Source organism: Micromonospora sp. DT47, assembly GCF_049844475.1.
GTDB lineage: Bacteria > Actinomycetota > Actinomycetes > Mycobacteriales > Micromonosporaceae > Micromonospora.
This window is the reverse complement of sequence record NZ_JBNCLC010000005.1, coordinates 340,825-355,177: the sequence shown is the minus strand read 5'-3', so window position 1 is coordinate 355,177 and position 14,353 is coordinate 340,825. Positions and strand designations below refer to the sequence as shown.

The 14,353-nt window shown below is 68.9% G+C and carries 15 protein-coding genes; 8 read left to right on the top strand and 7 right to left on the bottom strand.

Going from position 1 to position 14,353, the window contains the following annotated elements; genetic code table 11:
• Positions 1-670: 670 nt before the first annotated feature.
• A complete protein-coding gene (locus tag ACLQ2U_RS11145; protein ID WP_425750501.1) occupies positions 671-922 on the bottom strand; it encodes an SCO4848 family membrane protein in 252 nt (83 codons plus the stop codon).
• A 173-nt stretch (positions 923-1,095) separates the two neighbouring features.
• On the opposite strand from ACLQ2U_RS11145, the gene ACLQ2U_RS11140 reads away from it, so the two are divergent.
• The 4 genes from ACLQ2U_RS11140 (at position 1,096) to ACLQ2U_RS11125 (ending at position 4,706) form a co-directional block, all read left to right on the top strand.
• Positions 1,096-1,263 (top strand): hypothetical protein, encoded by a 168-nt coding sequence (locus ACLQ2U_RS11140; RefSeq protein ID WP_425750500.1) that lies wholly within the window; start codon positions 1,096-1,098, stop codon positions 1,261-1,263.
• 97 nt (positions 1,264-1,360) lie between these two features.
• On the top strand, positions 1,361-2,419 hold the full coding sequence (trpS, locus tag ACLQ2U_RS11135; RefSeq protein ID WP_425750499.1) for a tryptophan--tRNA ligase: 1,059 nt from the start codon (positions 1,361-1,363) through the stop codon (positions 2,417-2,419).
• 291 nt (positions 2,420-2,710) lie between these two features.
• Positions 2,711-4,429, top strand: a complete 1,719-nt coding sequence (gene argS / locus ACLQ2U_RS11130) for an arginine--tRNA ligase (protein ID WP_425750498.1) — start codon at positions 2,711-2,713, stop codon at positions 4,427-4,429.
• A 139-nt stretch (positions 4,430-4,568) separates the two neighbouring features.
• Complete coding sequence (locus tag ACLQ2U_RS11125) at positions 4,569-4,706, top strand: NAD(P)-binding domain-containing protein (protein WP_425750497.1); 138 nt, start codon at positions 4,569-4,571, stop codon at positions 4,704-4,706.
• Between the two features lie 340 nt (positions 4,707-5,046).
• Here ACLQ2U_RS11125 and ACLQ2U_RS11120 read toward each other — a convergent pair whose 3' ends face one another.
• Together ACLQ2U_RS11120 and ACLQ2U_RS11115 are read right to left on the bottom strand one after the other, a co-directional pair.
• A complete protein-coding gene (locus tag ACLQ2U_RS11120; RefSeq protein WP_425750496.1) occupies positions 5,047-5,568 on the bottom strand; it encodes a GNAT family N-acetyltransferase in 522 nt (173 codons plus the stop codon).
• Between the two features lie 97 nt (positions 5,569-5,665).
• Positions 5,666-5,842: a hypothetical protein gene (locus tag ACLQ2U_RS11115; RefSeq protein WP_425750495.1), complete on the bottom strand. Its 177-nt coding sequence runs from the start codon at positions 5,840-5,842 to the stop codon at positions 5,666-5,668.
• Positions 5,843-6,326: 484 nt separating this feature from the next.
• Here ACLQ2U_RS11115 and ACLQ2U_RS11110 point away from each other — a divergent pair, with 484 nt between their 5' ends.
• Complete coding sequence (locus ACLQ2U_RS11110; RefSeq protein WP_425750494.1) at positions 6,327-7,214, top strand: hypothetical protein; 888 nt, start codon at positions 6,327-6,329, stop codon at positions 7,212-7,214.
• A gap of 218 nt (positions 7,215-7,432) precedes the next feature.
• Here the strand turns inward: ACLQ2U_RS11110 and ACLQ2U_RS11105 are convergent, their stop codons facing one another.
• Entirely contained in the window at positions 7,433-8,149 is a 717-nt protein-coding gene (locus tag ACLQ2U_RS11105; protein WP_425750493.1) for a hypothetical protein, read from the bottom strand.
• A gap of 339 nt (positions 8,150-8,488) precedes the next feature.
• On the opposite strand from ACLQ2U_RS11105, the gene ACLQ2U_RS11100 reads away from it, so the two are divergent.
• Entirely contained in the window at positions 8,489-9,499 is a 1,011-nt protein-coding gene (locus ACLQ2U_RS11100) for a hypothetical protein (RefSeq protein WP_425750492.1), read from the top strand.
• Between the two features lie 333 nt (positions 9,500-9,832).
• Here ACLQ2U_RS11100 and ACLQ2U_RS11095 read toward each other — a convergent pair whose 3' ends face one another.
• Entirely contained in the window at positions 9,833-10,066 is a 234-nt protein-coding gene (locus ACLQ2U_RS11095; protein ID WP_425750491.1) for a hypothetical protein, read from the bottom strand.
• 184 nt (positions 10,067-10,250) lie between these two features.
• Here ACLQ2U_RS11095 and ACLQ2U_RS11090 point away from each other — a divergent pair, with 184 nt between their 5' ends.
• The gene (locus ACLQ2U_RS11090) at positions 10,251-10,661 is read left to right on the top strand and encodes a PPOX class F420-dependent oxidoreductase (RefSeq protein ID WP_425750490.1); all 411 of its coding nucleotides are present in this window, start codon (positions 10,251-10,253) and stop codon (positions 10,659-10,661) included.
• Positions 10,662-10,944: 283 nt separating this feature from the next.
• Here ACLQ2U_RS11090 and ACLQ2U_RS11085 read toward each other — a convergent pair whose 3' ends face one another.
• Entirely contained in the window at positions 10,945-12,063 is a 1,119-nt protein-coding gene (locus ACLQ2U_RS11085) for an EamA family transporter (RefSeq protein WP_425750489.1), read from the bottom strand.
• A gap of 73 nt (positions 12,064-12,136) precedes the next feature.
• On the opposite strand from ACLQ2U_RS11085, the gene ACLQ2U_RS11080 reads away from it, so the two are divergent.
• Positions 12,137-13,087 carry a LysR substrate-binding domain-containing protein gene (locus ACLQ2U_RS11080; protein WP_425750488.1) on the top strand — a complete coding sequence of 317 codons (951 nt, stop codon included), beginning with the start codon at positions 12,137-12,139 and terminating at the stop codon, positions 13,085-13,087.
• A gap of 349 nt (positions 13,088-13,436) precedes the next feature.
• Here the strand turns inward: ACLQ2U_RS11080 and ACLQ2U_RS11075 are convergent, their stop codons facing one another.
• Positions 13,437-14,246: a hypothetical protein gene (locus ACLQ2U_RS11075; protein WP_425750487.1), complete on the bottom strand. Its 810-nt coding sequence runs from the start codon at positions 14,244-14,246 to the stop codon at positions 13,437-13,439.
• Positions 14,247-14,353 lie beyond the last annotated feature (107 nt).

Below are 14,353 nucleotides of genomic sequence, written 5' to 3'. Positions count from 1 at the left end.
ACCAGTCCGGGGTATAAATCATATTGGCACTGGCTTATCAAGCACCCTGTTGAGTTCTCAAAGAACAACCACACACCGCCCAGAAACCCCACACCGTGGAGCCCCCGACCCGGGGTATTTCCGCTCTATCGTGACCGCCGCTCTCGCGCCAGGCACTTTTACTACGTTACCTCACCGTCTTCCGCGTGTCAACCGGTCTGTCCCGGTCTATCACGCTTCGTGCGGGTTGGCGCCGGTGATCGCGCGCAGCGGTAAACCGCCGTGCTTGATCATCGGATTTGGCAGACCGGCCGCTGCGGTGTCCCGCACGCTCGCCCGGTTTCCTGCCGGTCGACAACCTTACCCGGTCGGTGTCGCTCGTCCAAATCCGCCTCACGGCGATTCCGGCGAGCACCGCCCGGACCGTGTCGGCAGGGGGCGAACCCCCATCTGACCCGGTGCCAGTTCGAACGGCGGCTTCAGGACTTTCGTCCCGTTTGCCCCGTTCCGCGCTGGCAGAGAGAAAGTTACGCGTCTGCGGGTTTGATCGTCAAATCCGCAGGTAGCGTCCCGCGTCACATCATCACCGCTGATCTGTCTTCCCAGCTCACGGCCGTATCGGTGCCGATTCCCGGGGGCTGAGGGGCCGAACGGAGGCAGGCGCGCCGCGGGATGGCAGGCACCGCGCGGGTCAGGCGCCGCGCCGGCGGGACGCCCGCCAGCCGCGGACGCCGAGCACGCCGACGGTGGTGCCGATGGCCAGCGACGCGGTGATCAGCAGGGCGTGCACCCAGAGGAAGCCGGTCGGCGATCCCTCGCCGACCGTGCCGGTCGCCCAGGCACGCGGGTCGTTCCAGATGGCGACCGCGAACCTCGGCCAGATCACCCAGGTCCACACGCCGACACCGACGAGGAAGAGGGACCAGCCGCGCGACAGCACCATGGTTGGCGAGTATGCCAGCGCGCGGTCGGCGACCTTGGATCGTCCCGCCCGGGTCGGCCATGAAGCCACCCCAGATGGTGCAGCCGTACGCAGCTACTACGAGGACAGCTACCGGCAGTGCTGACCGGACCGGCCGGGCCCCACGATCCGCGCTCCGCGGTTACCGTGGACCCATGGTCCGGCCGGTCATCCTCACGCCGGAGGCCGTGGACGGTCTCCCGCGTGACCTCGTGCCGTCCTTCCCGACCAGCCCCGGCGACGGCCGGGAGCGGATCCTCGACGTCCTCCGTGCCGGTGGGTTGCGGTTCCGCGCCGGCGCGCGATGGCGGCTCGCACTCTGACGAGCTGCTTCCACCGACCCTGACGGGCGACCACGCCCGGGTCGATCGCGCGCGTGCGCGCCCCGCACCGTTCCCACGGCACGAAAGGCGTACCACCATGTCTGTTCCACGGATGCTCACCGGGGACCGCCCGACCGGGCGGCTCCACCTCGGCCACTACGTCGGCAGCATCGCCAACCGGGTGGCGCTGCACCGGCGCCACGACAGCTACTTCATCATCGCCGACCTGCACATGCTGACCACCCGCAACAGCCGGGAGGACATCGCGCGGGTGTCCGGCAACGCCCGGGAGATGCTCACCGACATCCTCGCCTGCGGGGTCGACCCGACCCGGGCGACCTTCTACCTCCAGTCCGCGATCCCGGAGGTCGGAGACCTGTACACGCTCCTCCAGAACCTGGTCACCGTGCCACGCCTCGAACGGGTGCCGTCGGTGCGGGAGATGGCCCGCGACGCCGGCCGGGAGGAGGTCCCGTACGGGCTGCTCGGCTATCCCGTCCTCCAGGCCGCCGACATCCTGTGCGTGAAGGGGCAGGTGGTACCCGTCGGGAAGGACAACGCGGCGCACGTCGAGGTGACCCGGGAGATCGCCCGCCGCTTCAACCACCTCTACGGGGAGGTCTTCCCGGTGCCGGAGATGATCGCCTCCGACACGCCCACCCTGGTCGGCACGGACGGCCAGGGCAAGATGAGCAAGAGCCGGGGCAACGCCATCGCGCTCTCCGACGACCCGGCCACCGTCCGCCGCAAGGTCATGGCGATGTACACCGACCCGAACCGGGTCCGCGCCGACGTGCCGGGGACGGTCGAGGGCAACCCGGTCTTCGCGTTCCACGACGTGTTCAACCCGGACCGGACCCAGGTGGCCGAGTTCAAGGAGCGCTACCGGGCCGGACGGATCGGTGACGTCGAGGTCAAGGAGGCGCTCGCCGGCGCGCTCAACCGGTTCCTGGACCCGATCCGGGAGCGACGGGCCCGGATCGAGGGCGACCCCGGACTGGTCGACCAGCTGATCGTCGAGGGCACCGAGCGGACCCGGGAACAGGTCCGCCGGACCCTGGTCGAGGTCCGCCGGGCGATGGGGCTGACCGCGGCGTACCAGCAGGTGCGGCGCCGGGCCGCACAGGCCCGCAAGGCCGCGGGCAGGCCGGCCTGATTCCGACGGTACGACCACCGGGCCGGCCGGGAAACGCGGTGTACGCGTACCCGACCGGCCCGCTAGGCTCCCGGCCATGACCAGCGCGTCCGCCTGCACCACCGCAACGTCGTACGACGTCCAGGTCGGTGCGGAGCGACGCCGGCGATCCGTCGCCCGCCCGCGCTGACCCTTCCCTGCGCGACCGGCGGATCGAGCCGCCGGTCATCGCCGATCGTCCTCGGTCCGCCCGCACTCTCCCCTTCCGGAGATCCGCGTGACGGCGCGGATCCGAGCGAGATCGGCGTACCCATGGATCTGGAAAAGCTGCTCACCGACCGGCTGGCGCCGGCGTTCGCGGCCGTGGCCGGCGGCCCGGTCGACCCGGTGGTCCGGCGCTCCCCGCGCGCGGACTTCCAGTCCGACGCGGCGCTGGCGCTGGCCCGGCGGCTCGGACGCCCGCCGCGGGACATCGCCGCGGCGGTGCTGGACCGCGCCGCGCTGGACGACCTCTGCACGACCGCGCAGGTCTCCGGACCGGGTTTCCTCAACCTCACCATCGCCGACCGGACGCTCGCCGCCCTGGTCGGCGAGCTGGCCGGGGACGAGCGGCTCGGTGTGCCGGTGACGCCCGCGCCGGAGACCGTGGTGGTGGACTACTCGGCGCCGAACGTGGCGAAGGAGATGCACGTCGGGCACCTGCGTTCCACCGTCATCGGCGACGCGACGGTACGGCTGCTGGACTGGCTCGGGCACCGGGTGGTCCGCGTCAACCACCTGGGGGACTGGGGGACGCCGTTCGGGATGCTGATCGCGCACCTGGTCGACCTGGGCGAGGCGGAAGCGGCCCGGGAGCTGTCGATGGGCGACCTGGACTCGTTCTACAGGGCGGCCCGGGAGAAGTTCGACGCCGACGAGGCGTTCCGCGAGCGGTCCCGGCAGGCCGTGGTCGCGCTGCAGGGCGGCGACCCGCGGACCCGGGAGCTGTGGCGGCTGCTGGTGGAGCAGTCCGAGCGGTACTTCCTGGCGGTCTACGCGCTGCTCGACGTGACCCTGACCAGCGCCGACTTCCACGGCGAGAGCGCGTACAACGACCAGCTCGCCCCCACCGTGGACGATCTGGACCGGCTCGGGCTGCTCCGCCCCAGCGACGGCGCGGCCTGCGTCTTCCCGCCCGGCTTCACCGGCCGGGACGGCGAACCGCTGCCGCTGATCGTGCGCAAGAGCGACGGCGGCTACGGCTATCCGGCCACCGACCTGGCGGCGCTGCGGCACCGGACCGCCGAACTCGGCGCGACCCGGCTGCTCTACGTCGTCGGCCTGCCCCAGCGGCAGCACTTCGCGATGGTGTACGCGGTCGCCGAGCTGGCCGGCTGGCTGCGCCCGCCGGCCCGGGCCGAGCACGTCGGGTTCGGCTCGATCCTCGGCCCGGACGGGCGGATGCTGCGCAGCCGGGCCGGCGGGTCGGTGAAGCTGGTCGCGCTGCTGGAGGAGGCGGTCGCCCGGGCCACCGAGGCGGCCCGGACCAGGAACCCGGCGCTGGACGAGGCGACCACCGCCGAGATCGGCCGGGCGGTCGGCATCGGCGCCGTCAAGTACGCCGACCTCGGCACCGAGCGCACCCGGGACTACGTCCTGGACTGGGAGCGGATGCTCTCCCTGGACGGCAACACCGCGCCCTACCTGCAGTACGCGTACTCCCGGATCCGGTCGATGTTCCGGCGGACCGGGACGGGCGCGCGGCCGGAAGCGAAGATCCTGCTCGCCGAACCGGCGGAGCGGGCGCTGGCGTTCGAACTGCTCGGCTTCGCCGCGGTCGTCGCCGGGGTGGAGCGGACCCTGGAGTTCCACCACCTCGCCGGCTACCTGCACCGGCTGGCCGCCACGTTCAGCGCGTTCTACGAGCGGTGCCCGGTGCTGCGGGCGGAGGGGGAGCTGCGGGAGAGCCGGCTGGCGCTGGCCGACCTGACCGCCCGGACCCTGCGGCAGGGGCTGCACCTGCTCGGCATCCGGACACCGGAGCGGATGTGAGCCGCCCCGACCTGGGCGCGGAGTGACGGCCGCGCCTGCCACCCGAGCAGACGCCCTCTTCGCTCCCCATGTCACAGACGGCCGGGGCTGTGTCGTCTCTGGGCTGAGAGTCAATTCTGGAATCAGGATGGTGATGGTTGTGCGGGTGTTCGTGGCAGGCGGGACCGGGGTCATGGGGCGGCGGCTGGTGCCGCAGCTCGTGGCCCGCGGCCACCAGGTGACGGCGACGACGACGAGCGCGGCCAAGCTGGACTTGCTGGCGCAGCTGGCGTCGTGATGGACGGGCTGGATGCGGTGTCGGTCGGTGAAGCGGTGGCGGCCGCCCGGCCGGACGCGATTGTGCACCAGATGACCGCAAAAGCAGCTCAACGACAAGCGGCCGGGACGGGAGTTGATGAGGCGGGAGTAGAGCGTGGTCAGGCGGCCTCCGCCGTCCCGGCGTCAGTGCGTGTCGAAGCACGGAAGGCATCGAACCGCCTCGGGTTCAGCCAGTCCTCGGCGGCACGTGTCACCGCGCGGTGTAATCGACCTGCGGTGGTTTCCTGGCAGACCGGCCGCCCGCGATTGACACCGCCACAGGATCCTCAGCCCTGAGAAGCGCGCACCTGACCCCATCGCTAAAACTCGATCCAGTAACGCCGGGCGGGGCCGAATTTGGTGTCCCGGATGCCCTCGAAGACGCCGCCGCACCGCTCGATCGTCTTCACCGAGGCGACATTGTCGACCGCACAGACGGCCAGCACCCGATCCAGGCCGAGCACCCGCGCCTCGTCGAGCGTCCGGCTCATCGCCCAGGCGGCCAACCCGCGCCGGCGCGCGGACGGCCGGATGCCGTAACCGATGTGGCCGGCCCACCGCACGTAGTCGCTGCTACCGTGCCGCAGCGCGATCCCACCGAGCACGCGATCGTTCTCGACGATCCAGCGATACGTGCAACGGTGTTTGCCGGCGTCGATCGGCTTCGCCGGGTCTGACTGGTCTGTCAGCCGCGCCACCCAGGCCGCGAATCCGGCCGGTGAGTCCACCTCGTCGGACGGGCCCAGCCCGAAACCGTCCTCGTGCGGACCGGGACCCCACTCCGCGTGCGCCTCGAGCCAGGCGGTGTGCAGGCGGGTGGTGGGCGCGATCAGTTCCCGCATGCGGCAACGATAACGCCAAGATCGTGTACTGACACCGGAGCCGGCCTTCGGCCTCCCCGTTCGAGGGCAGCCGCACTCATCTCGGCACGAGCGGATGTCAGGTGCCGGAGGCCATGTACGCGGCGAGGATGTAGCTGGGGTGGCGGTGTTGAGCCTGCGGGTCGCGGGCGTGCCGGTCCATGCGGGTGCCGCGCAGGTTGAGCAGGATCGGCCCGGCGGTGCGGTCGCCGATGGCGCGGTCGACGGCTCGACCGACGGCCGGTGGCAGCGGCACCAGGACGACCTGCCGCCCTTGCCGCACACGCGCAGCGACAAGCCCAGCGTCGGCGACTCCGGCGGGACCCGCGGCCGGCGGACGTACTCGGCCGGCGAGTGCTCCAGTACGGCATCGATCATGGGTCGACCACCCGCCATGGATCTCCGGAGCGCTGCGCGCCAAAGGCTGCTCGATCGCCATCCGCGCCAACCGCGGCGTGGCCGCGCGTCCCGCGCGCTCCACGGCGTGACCGGACGTTCGGGGTTGCGAGCTGTGGCGACCGGGACCAGCGACGAGGGCACGAGAGCTTGTTCCGGGTTGGCGTGATGGTCATGCTGTTGCGGTGTTTCGTCGTCTAGATCAGGAAGAACTGCTGGTCACGTCGGGTCCAGAGGCAGAGGTGTTCCGGGTGTCTCTGCAACCCTTCTCGTTCGTGTCCGCGATTCGGTGGTGCAACCATCGGCAGTAGCTGATCGTGACTGCTGCTCCAGCAGGTCGGGGTATGCCCGACCTGTGGGCCAATTTCCGGGGTGATTTGCGCCTGTTCCGGTGCGACCCGCGCGACGGAGTCTGGCAGCAGGTCTATCGGGGGTACGCGCACGATCCGGTGTGCCTGCCCGAGGGCGGATACGTGGTTCATCGGGGCGCCGGCCTGACCCTGCTCGACGGGCAGGGCGCGGTCGTGCGCGAGGTGAAGATCGGGCGCTTCAGCTGGGGTCCGCCGTCGCTGTCGGTCAGCCCGGCCGGGGACACGGTGGCGTGGGTGCGGTGGAGAGGTGATGACCAGAGGCTGTGCGTCGAGGGCGTGCAACCGGGGCGGTCGGCTCAGTTTCGCACGAGCGTGTCTCGGTACGCCTGGCTCGACTCGCAGACCCTGATCTACATCCACGGTGCCCACCCGCGCCTGCTCGATATCGCGTCCGGTACCACTCGGCGATTCGGTACGGGGTTGCGCAACCACGTGCGCAAGGGCGTGGCCGGGGCTACGGCCCAGTTGCAGGCGCTGGCCGAGCTACCAGCCGATCAACTGTGGGAGTTCTACGATGATCTTCAGGTGGTAGGCGACAACGTGTGGTTCTCCGCGACGTTGACCGAACAGCGGGGCTCGCGCCGAGTGGACGGGCTCTTCCGGGCGGATGTCCCAGGCAGCCACCTGAACCTGGTCGCGACCATGTCGCCCAACGACCGCGTCGAAGGGTTCTTCGCTCTTCCCGATCGAAGCGCGCTAATCCTTGTCGCCACGTACCACGGCACCACCATCGTCGACCGTAGTCAGATGGCCGTCGGACCGATGGTCGAGTTCTTGGCCTCGGGATGGTTCCCGCTGCTCAACAGCAACCAAGCAGAATTCGGCTTCCACCGCCTCCCCGGACCCTCCGCAGGCGACTGACCGCAACTGTCGCCACAGGTGGGTCAGGAGCGAAGTCGCCGCGCCAGTCGAGCATTGACGTCTGCGAAACGGGCGCTCGCCGGCACGACCGAACGTCGAGACGCCCTACCTGCGGCAGAAGAGTGCGGAACCGAACCGTGCCGCATCGCCGACGGAGGAGTCTGGGAGGCCACGGAGGAGAGCAGATTATCGAGGTTCTTGGCGTCCATAGGGCATGCTCAGTCATCAAGATCGAAAACTGTCAACCAGTCGGCTCCTCGGGCCCGATACCCATACCGCTTCCGCAGACCGTGGAGGACTGCGGGCATGTGACGCGCACCGTAGACCACCGCGACATCAATGGACTCCCCGCAGCGCGCCTCATGGATCTTCGCCAAGGCGTCGAGCAAGAGGGCGTCCCGATCATCGACGATGACTCCATCGATGTCATCCCACCGTTTGCCCAACGAGGGCTCGATGTACGGCGTGTCGTCGTCAAGGGCTAACTCGCCGGCGAGGAAACGCTGCGCACCGAAGAGCAGCACGTAGAGCGCCACCCAGGGCACCACCACCCGAATCGTCAGGCGCGCGAGCAAGTACGTCACCGTCGGCAGTCGGCGAAGCCGATGCCGGATTTCATCCAGACTCAGGTCCGGACGCACAACAGGCACGCCCAGCGTTTCTTCACGCAACCGCTGCACGACCAGTCTGGAACGCCGCTGTCGGCGCAGGAGCCGATACGCCAGCCCGGGCAGCGACACCCTCGGCCTCGTGTGGTCTCGTCCCTCCGCGACGACCAGCGCACAACAGCTAACCCGATCCCTGACCGCGTCATAGAACTCGGGCCTACCCAGGTGGATCATCGGAAAGAGGATGAACCGAAGAGGCGTCTCCCGGCGCTCCAAGCGGATAACAGCGGAGCGCACACCCATGCCGGTGACCTCGATGATCTGCACTGCGACCTCCGCGCGGCCGCTGGATGGCGCGCCGCCGCACCGCCCGTCCTGATCAGGGTAGCTACGCCCCACCCGCACACCCAACAACTGAAACGACAACGTGCTCGGGCGTCCGCCTTCGCCTCCGGCGAAACCGCCGAACGGTTCGGACTCGACGTGTTCGTGGAACGGGTCAGCGGACGCACCGAGGTGGCGGTGACAGAGGCGAAGGACCGCCCCCGATAGCGGTGCTTGCGCGATTGACGGTGGCTGGAGCCCCCGGGCTAGCGCCCGTTCGTGACCGTCTGCGGACCTCGCTACTGGCCCGCTGCTGGCCCGTCGCCTCGTACGCTGGCCGTCATGATCGGGAACAGTAGCGCCGAACAACTCGCGGTCCTCGCCGGCCACAAGCAGGTCCGGGTCCGTGTGTCGGTCGCCTCGGATCCGGCCGCCGCCCCGGAACTGCTGGCGAAGCTGGCGTCAGACCCATCCAGGTCGGTACGGCGTGTTGTCGCCTCCAGGCCAGACACGACCGCGGAGGCCCTGCGCGGGTTCGTGAGCGACCCTGACCGTCAGACCCGCGAGGCTCTAGCGGCGAATCCCGGCTGCCCCAAGGACACTCTCGTTTCGCTGCTGGTTGACCCGCACTGGTCGGTCCGATGGGCGGTGGTGGACAACCCTGGCGCCGACGTGGACGTGCGCCGAGCCATCTGCCAATCACGGGATAAGGACATGCGGTTCATCCTGGCGCAGATGCTCGGCCTTGAAGACGAAATCGTGGCCCTGCTACAGCACGACGCATCGGTGGAGGTTCGTACTGCTCTGGCCGAACAGACGGACAGTCGGACGGCCCTCGATACGTTGCTCGCCGACCCCGCGCCTCGGGTGCGAGCCCAGGCGGGGATGAATCCGCACACGACAGCCGACCAGCGCCGACGACTCGTGCGCGACCCCGCATGGGAGGTTCGAAACTCCGTCGTCTGGTCCAAGGCCACGCACGGATGGCAAGTCCCCGAGGAAGACCTGCTTGTCCTGGCGCGTGACCGCTCGGTCAACGTCCGTTATTGGCTGGCCAATCTGCCTGGAGCAACGCCGCGCGTCTACGGGATCCTGGCCGAGGACACGGACGAGATGGTGGCCAACGCGGCCCAGTTGTGGCTGCTGTCCCCGGACAGCGCGCAGCATCCGAACAATCACGTGGCTGGAATCGAGCTCGACTTGGCGCGGCTCCTCGGCAGTGGCCTCGTTCGACCTGGGCATGCCTGGGGGCCGGAGCACTTGGGTCAACCGATCCCTCATCTGTTGCCATCCCGGGCTGCGTCCATGGGGGTGGTGTACGACGGGCCTGCTGACGGGCGTGTCGTGAGGTAGGAGACGGCCTTACTGGCCCGTGGAAGGCCCGTCTGGGACTCCGTCCCACACTCGTCGGCTCGCGTGATCTCCTCGGTCGGGCAGGCTCGTCCATGCCCGAGGTTCCCCGGGCGGGACAAGACTCGCCGTAGGCGACCGCGAAGCGGCTTGGCCTTGGCGCGCCCGGGGGTTCTCGGGCAGCCGTCTCGGTGCACGGCGAGGAGATCACGCCCGTGACCACGCTTCATGCATCTCAGAGGGAGGGCGGGGTCTGGGGCGAAGCCCCAGGGTCTGCGATCATCGACGCGCTGTCACTCGGGGTCCTGGACGATGTCGCCAGACGACTCAACCAGGTCAATGAAACGGCCAGGGGACATCGCCGCTACCGGCCCTGAACATCACTTCGCTCGCCGGGCGCGGCGTGAACGGCCCATCGTCCGGCGTTCCGTCTGGGATCGTGACGGCGATGTACGGCCCGGCTCCCGGTGCTCCGGTCAGTCCGACCAGCTCGTACTGCCACGCGTCGTCGGGCAGGCTGTAATACGAGTTGACCTCGTAGAGCTTGCCGTCGTGATCCCAGACTTCCACGGCAGCAGGATCACACACCATCGTCAGACAACGCAGTGCGGTTTCTGGTGCGGCCGGCCGGCCCGGCCGATGCCGGCCGAAGGTCGCCAGCAGGCCGGGGCCGGGCCGGGCGCGGCCCGCTTGCGGGCCGCCTTGACCACGACCGGGTTGACGATCTTGATGTGTTGGTCGCTACGCTCGCGCGATGACTGCGAGGCTGAGTGACAACGCCCGGGAGCTCCTTGGCGGCCCGAACCCTGCGGTGCTCGCCACCGTCAACCCGGATGGCGGTCCGCAGACCTCGGTGGTCTGGGTCATTCGGGACGGCGACGACCTGCTGATCTCGACGGAGGCCGGTCGACGCAAGGAGAAGAACCTGCGGCGGGATCCCCGGGCGAGCCTGACTGTGATCGACCGGAACGATGCCGGGCGGTACATCGAGGTACGCGGCCGGGCGAGCGTGACCGAGGACATCGACCGGACGGTAGCGGCTCAGCTGGCAGACAAGTACGAGGGCCCCGGCGCGGGCGAGGAGTACCGGCAGTTGCCGGCGGACCTCGTACGGGTGGTGGTTCGGCTGACTCCCGACCGAGTGCTCGGTAGCGCAGCCCGCTGACCGCTGGTGGATCACGGGCCGGTGGAAGTCGAGAGCCTCGTGTGGGCGGACGTGGTTGAAGATCTGCCGGTACGGGTGCCAGGACGTGTCTCACCTGGTGCGGGGTCGCCAACAGCGTGAGACCAGCTTGCCTCGCGCGCGAGCACGGCATCTCGACCCAGGCGGTCCGCAACAACGAGCTACACCTCCGATGGCACCGCGGATGACCAGTGGAGCCCGGGCGGCAGGGGCCTTGGGATTAGAAGAAGATCCTGAACCGCTGGTCCGCCGGGTGCACGCCTGGTCAGCCCGTCGGTCGCCGTCGGGTGGCGTCGGCGCTTGGCGTCGGTCTTGGCTGTACGGATGGCTGTACCTCGCTGGCCCGCTCGGAGACAGTGACTTTCACGAGCACCTGAGGCGGTGCCGGCTCGGGTTGCTTGACCTCGACCTCCCGAAGGACGTCGGGGCCTCCGAACTCCTCGACGACGATCGCTTTCACGGGTTTTTTCCTCTCGTCGCGATGCCCGGGGCGTGCCCTGTGCACCTGTAGGGCAGCCACGGACGACAGGACGAGCAGGCCACCCGCTACCTGCGCGGGGGTGAGGATCTCGTCGAGCGTGAGCGCCGCCAGCGCCGTGGTGACGACCGGTTCGAACGTCGACAGGATGGCTGCAGTCGAAGGGCCCGTCCGCCGCAGGCCGGCGAAGAAGGTCAGCATCGCCAAGACGGTGGACACGACCGCGATGCACGCGAGCCAGAACCATCCCTGTAGCCCGAAGCTGAGGTCGACCCCGCCCCTCACGAGGGCGCGTGCGGCCAGTGTGAGGGCGGCCCCTGCCATCACCAGCGCGGACAGCATCACCGGTGGCAGCCGGCGCACGACGGTGTCAGCAACGAGGATGTAGACGGTGTAGGTGACAGCGGCACCGAACGCCAGGGTCGCCCCGAGCGGGGGGAAGTCCACACCGCCGGTACCGAGGAGGACGAGCAGCGTCCCGCAGGAGGCGGCCACCAGTGCGGCGCAGCGGCCGGGTGTCAGGCTGTCCCGGCCCAGCAGGACGGCCGTGAGGGTGACCAGCAGCGGGTAGGTGTAGAAGACCAGGGACAGCAGCGAGGCGTCCATCAGCTTCAAGGCCGCGAAATACAGGGATGCCTGGGTGGCGTATCCGACGGCGCCCAGGCCGAGGGCCGTCACCAGCAGACCCAGGGTCACCCGAGCGGGACTCGTCCTTCGGTCTGGGCTCGCCGGGTCGCGCCGCAGACCCGGTCGCAGGAGCAGCAGCATCGCCAGCAGGCCGGCGGCAAGGCCGAAGCGCACCAAGAGCAGCGCTTCAGGCGAGACGCCTGCGGCGTACGCGAGCTTCCCGAAGATCGCCATGGCGCCGAAGCACGCGGCTGACAGAAGGCACAGTGCGGGACCCATGTCCTAGAGCATCGGCACCCACACACTCCAGGTCCAGTGACGATATGTGGACCTTATTCGTTAGTCTTCCTGCATGGTCACGCTGGATCTTCGTCGGCTCCGTCTGCTCCGCGAGCTCGAAGAACGAGGGACCCTGGGCGCGGTGGCCTTGGCTCTCGGCTACAGCCCTTCCTCGGTGTCCCAGCAGTTGAGCGTTCTGGAGAAGGAGGTAAGCGCGCGCCTGCTCGAGAAGGCCGGCCGTGGTGTGCGGCTCACCGACGCCGGGCGTCTGCTCGCACAGCACGCCCGAGTCCTGCTGACAGCAGCCGAGGCGGCGTCAGCCGACCTGGCCGCACTGGCCGGTGAGGTGCGGGGCACCGTGCGCGCCGGCGGTCTGCAGTCAGCGGCTCGTCGCCTGCTGGTTCCCGCAGTGGCACGCATGATGGTCGAGCACCCGCAGGTACGCGCCGAGGTCTCCGAGCTCGAACTCGAACAGGCGCTGCCGGGACTGCGGCTCGGAGCGGTCGACCTGGTGATCAGCGACGAGTACGACGGCCACCCACGCCCCCGGCCGGCAGGGCTGCGGTTCACGCTACTGCACGAGGAGCCACTGAAACTGGTCCTGTCACCCGGGCATCGGCTGGCCAAGCGTGGAGGACCCATCGAATTGTCCATGCTGCGGAACGAGGTCTGGGTGGCCTCCGCCGTGGGGACCGGCCATCACGACATGGTCGTGGGAAGCTGCCGGTCCATCGGCGGCTACGAGCCCGACGTGCGGCACCGGTCCAGCGACGCGGACGTCCAGCTCGAACTCGTGCGCACCACCGGAGCCGTCGCGCTGCTGCCGGCGCTGACACTGCCCGCCGCAGACCCAGCCCTTGCGATTCATGACGTCGCCGAGGAGAAGCTCGGACGTCGACTGGTCGTTGTCCTCCGAGACGGCCCCCCAGCTCCCGCGCTCGCGGCCTTCCTAGCCGTCGTTACCGACGAGGCTCGCAATCTCAAGCAGAACCGAAAGACCACAAGGCGTGAAGGGGCTGGGTAGCTCGCAAAGCCGACGACGACGGTCGTCCCCAACCGACACCACTCACGAACGCATGCACATGCCGCGATCAGCGCGCTGAGGTGTCGCAGATCAGTTGGCAGAGGAATGTCGCGCATCAGTCGACGGAGGACAGGTCGCTCACGAGGCAGGGCGGCTGCATCTCTTCGGCTGGCTAAGCCACCTCGGCCGCAGGGGCGGCGGTGTCTCGGACGGAGTTGAGGATCGTGATCAGGCGGTCGACGTCGGCGGACGGGAAGATCGAGTCCGGGCCGGAAGGCGCACCACCTCCGGCCGCCTCAGCAGCACCCGCCCCGGTCATCGGCTTCCAACGACTGCAGTCATCACGCTGTTATGGCAGGTCATCGCAGTTTTCGATCGTTTCAACGGCTGCAGGGCCCGGGTGGTCGACGGTCGCCACCGTCGGACGGTCATAGTCGAAGTCCAACTCGGCGAAGTCTCGCTGGACTGAGTCGGGCAGTTGGTTGTCCGCGACGATCAGCTGCAGCTTGCCCGGCAGCGCGCTGGCGAGGTCTCGCAGCCGACGGTATAGGGCTGCAGAGATGTCAGTGGCGGAGTTCAATGCCATGCGAGGACTGTCGATAAGCAGGAACGACGGATAGTAAGTGTCGCCGCGTGTGACGACAACACACAGTATCGAAGTCCAGTATGCGATCTGCGTGGCGGTGATGATGCCGCCGCCTCTGCTCGCCTTGTGGAATGGCTTTCCATTTAACATCGGCAGATAATTCGTGGGGTGGATCTGAGTTGTTTCGATGCTGGGTACGCCGATGCTGCGGATGGCGCGACTGAACTCGGCGTTGAGTTCATCAAGAATTCCGCGGCGACGCGTTTCAATGGCGTTCTCCAGGCGTTCGAACTCGGCTCGAACACTGTCGCGTTCGGCGCGGAGCCGATCCTCGGCCGCTGCGAGATCGTCAACGCGGTCCCACTGCCTCAGGACAGTCTCGAGCTCACGCTGGCGAGCCTGTGCGTACGCCAGCCGGTTGGAGACATCCGTGAAGGCTTGCAGGCGCGGTGTCACGCGCTGCGACGTGCGGTGTTCGATGTCGACGGACAGGGCTCTTGACCAGCGCCTCACGGTCCACGACGGCGTCGTTGGCGCTGACGAGCTGGTCGGCGATGACTGCCAGTCGGTCATCCATCTCCCGCAGTTGATCGGTGAGCTGCCGTTGCTCGTACTGGTCGGCCTCGAGGTCCGCGGTGACGGGGTCGTGCTGCAGGCAGACCCGGCATGTGCCGCCTGGG

Coding starts and splice junctions, on each gene's coding strand:
- ACLQ2U_RS11140 (WP_425750500.1), top strand. CDS start 1,096: ATGGTCCGGCCGGTCATCCTCACGCCGGAGGCCGTGGACGGTCTCCCG.
- ACLQ2U_RS11120 (WP_425750496.1), bottom strand. CDS start 5,568: ATGCGGGAACTGATCGCGCCCACCACCCGCCTGCACACCGCCTGGCTC.
- ACLQ2U_RS11080 (WP_425750488.1), top strand. CDS start 12,137: ATGGTCACGCTGGATCTTCGTCGGCTCCGTCTGCTCCGCGAGCTCGAA.
- ACLQ2U_RS11075 (WP_425750487.1), bottom strand. CDS start 14,246: ATGACCGACTGGCAGTCATCGCCGACCAGCTCGTCAGCGCCAACGACG.
- ACLQ2U_RS11090 (WP_425750490.1), top strand. CDS start 10,251: ATGACTGCGAGGCTGAGTGACAACGCCCGGGAGCTCCTTGGCGGCCCG.
- ACLQ2U_RS11145 (WP_425750501.1), bottom strand. CDS start 922: ATGGTGCTGTCGCGCGGCTGGTCCCTCTTCCTCGTCGGTGTCGGCGTG.
- argS (WP_425750498.1), top strand. CDS start 2,711: ATGGATCTGGAAAAGCTGCTCACCGACCGGCTGGCGCCGGCGTTCGCG.
- ACLQ2U_RS11085 (WP_425750489.1), bottom strand. CDS start 12,063: ATGGGTCCCGCACTGTGCCTTCTGTCAGCCGCGTGCTTCGGCGCCATG.
- trpS (WP_425750499.1), top strand. CDS start 1,361: ATGTCTGTTCCACGGATGCTCACCGGGGACCGCCCGACCGGGCGGCTC.
- ACLQ2U_RS11110 (WP_425750494.1), top strand. CDS start 6,327: ATGCCCGACCTGTGGGCCAATTTCCGGGGTGATTTGCGCCTGTTCCGG.
- ACLQ2U_RS11100 (WP_425750492.1), top strand. CDS start 8,489: ATGATCGGGAACAGTAGCGCCGAACAACTCGCGGTCCTCGCCGGCCAC.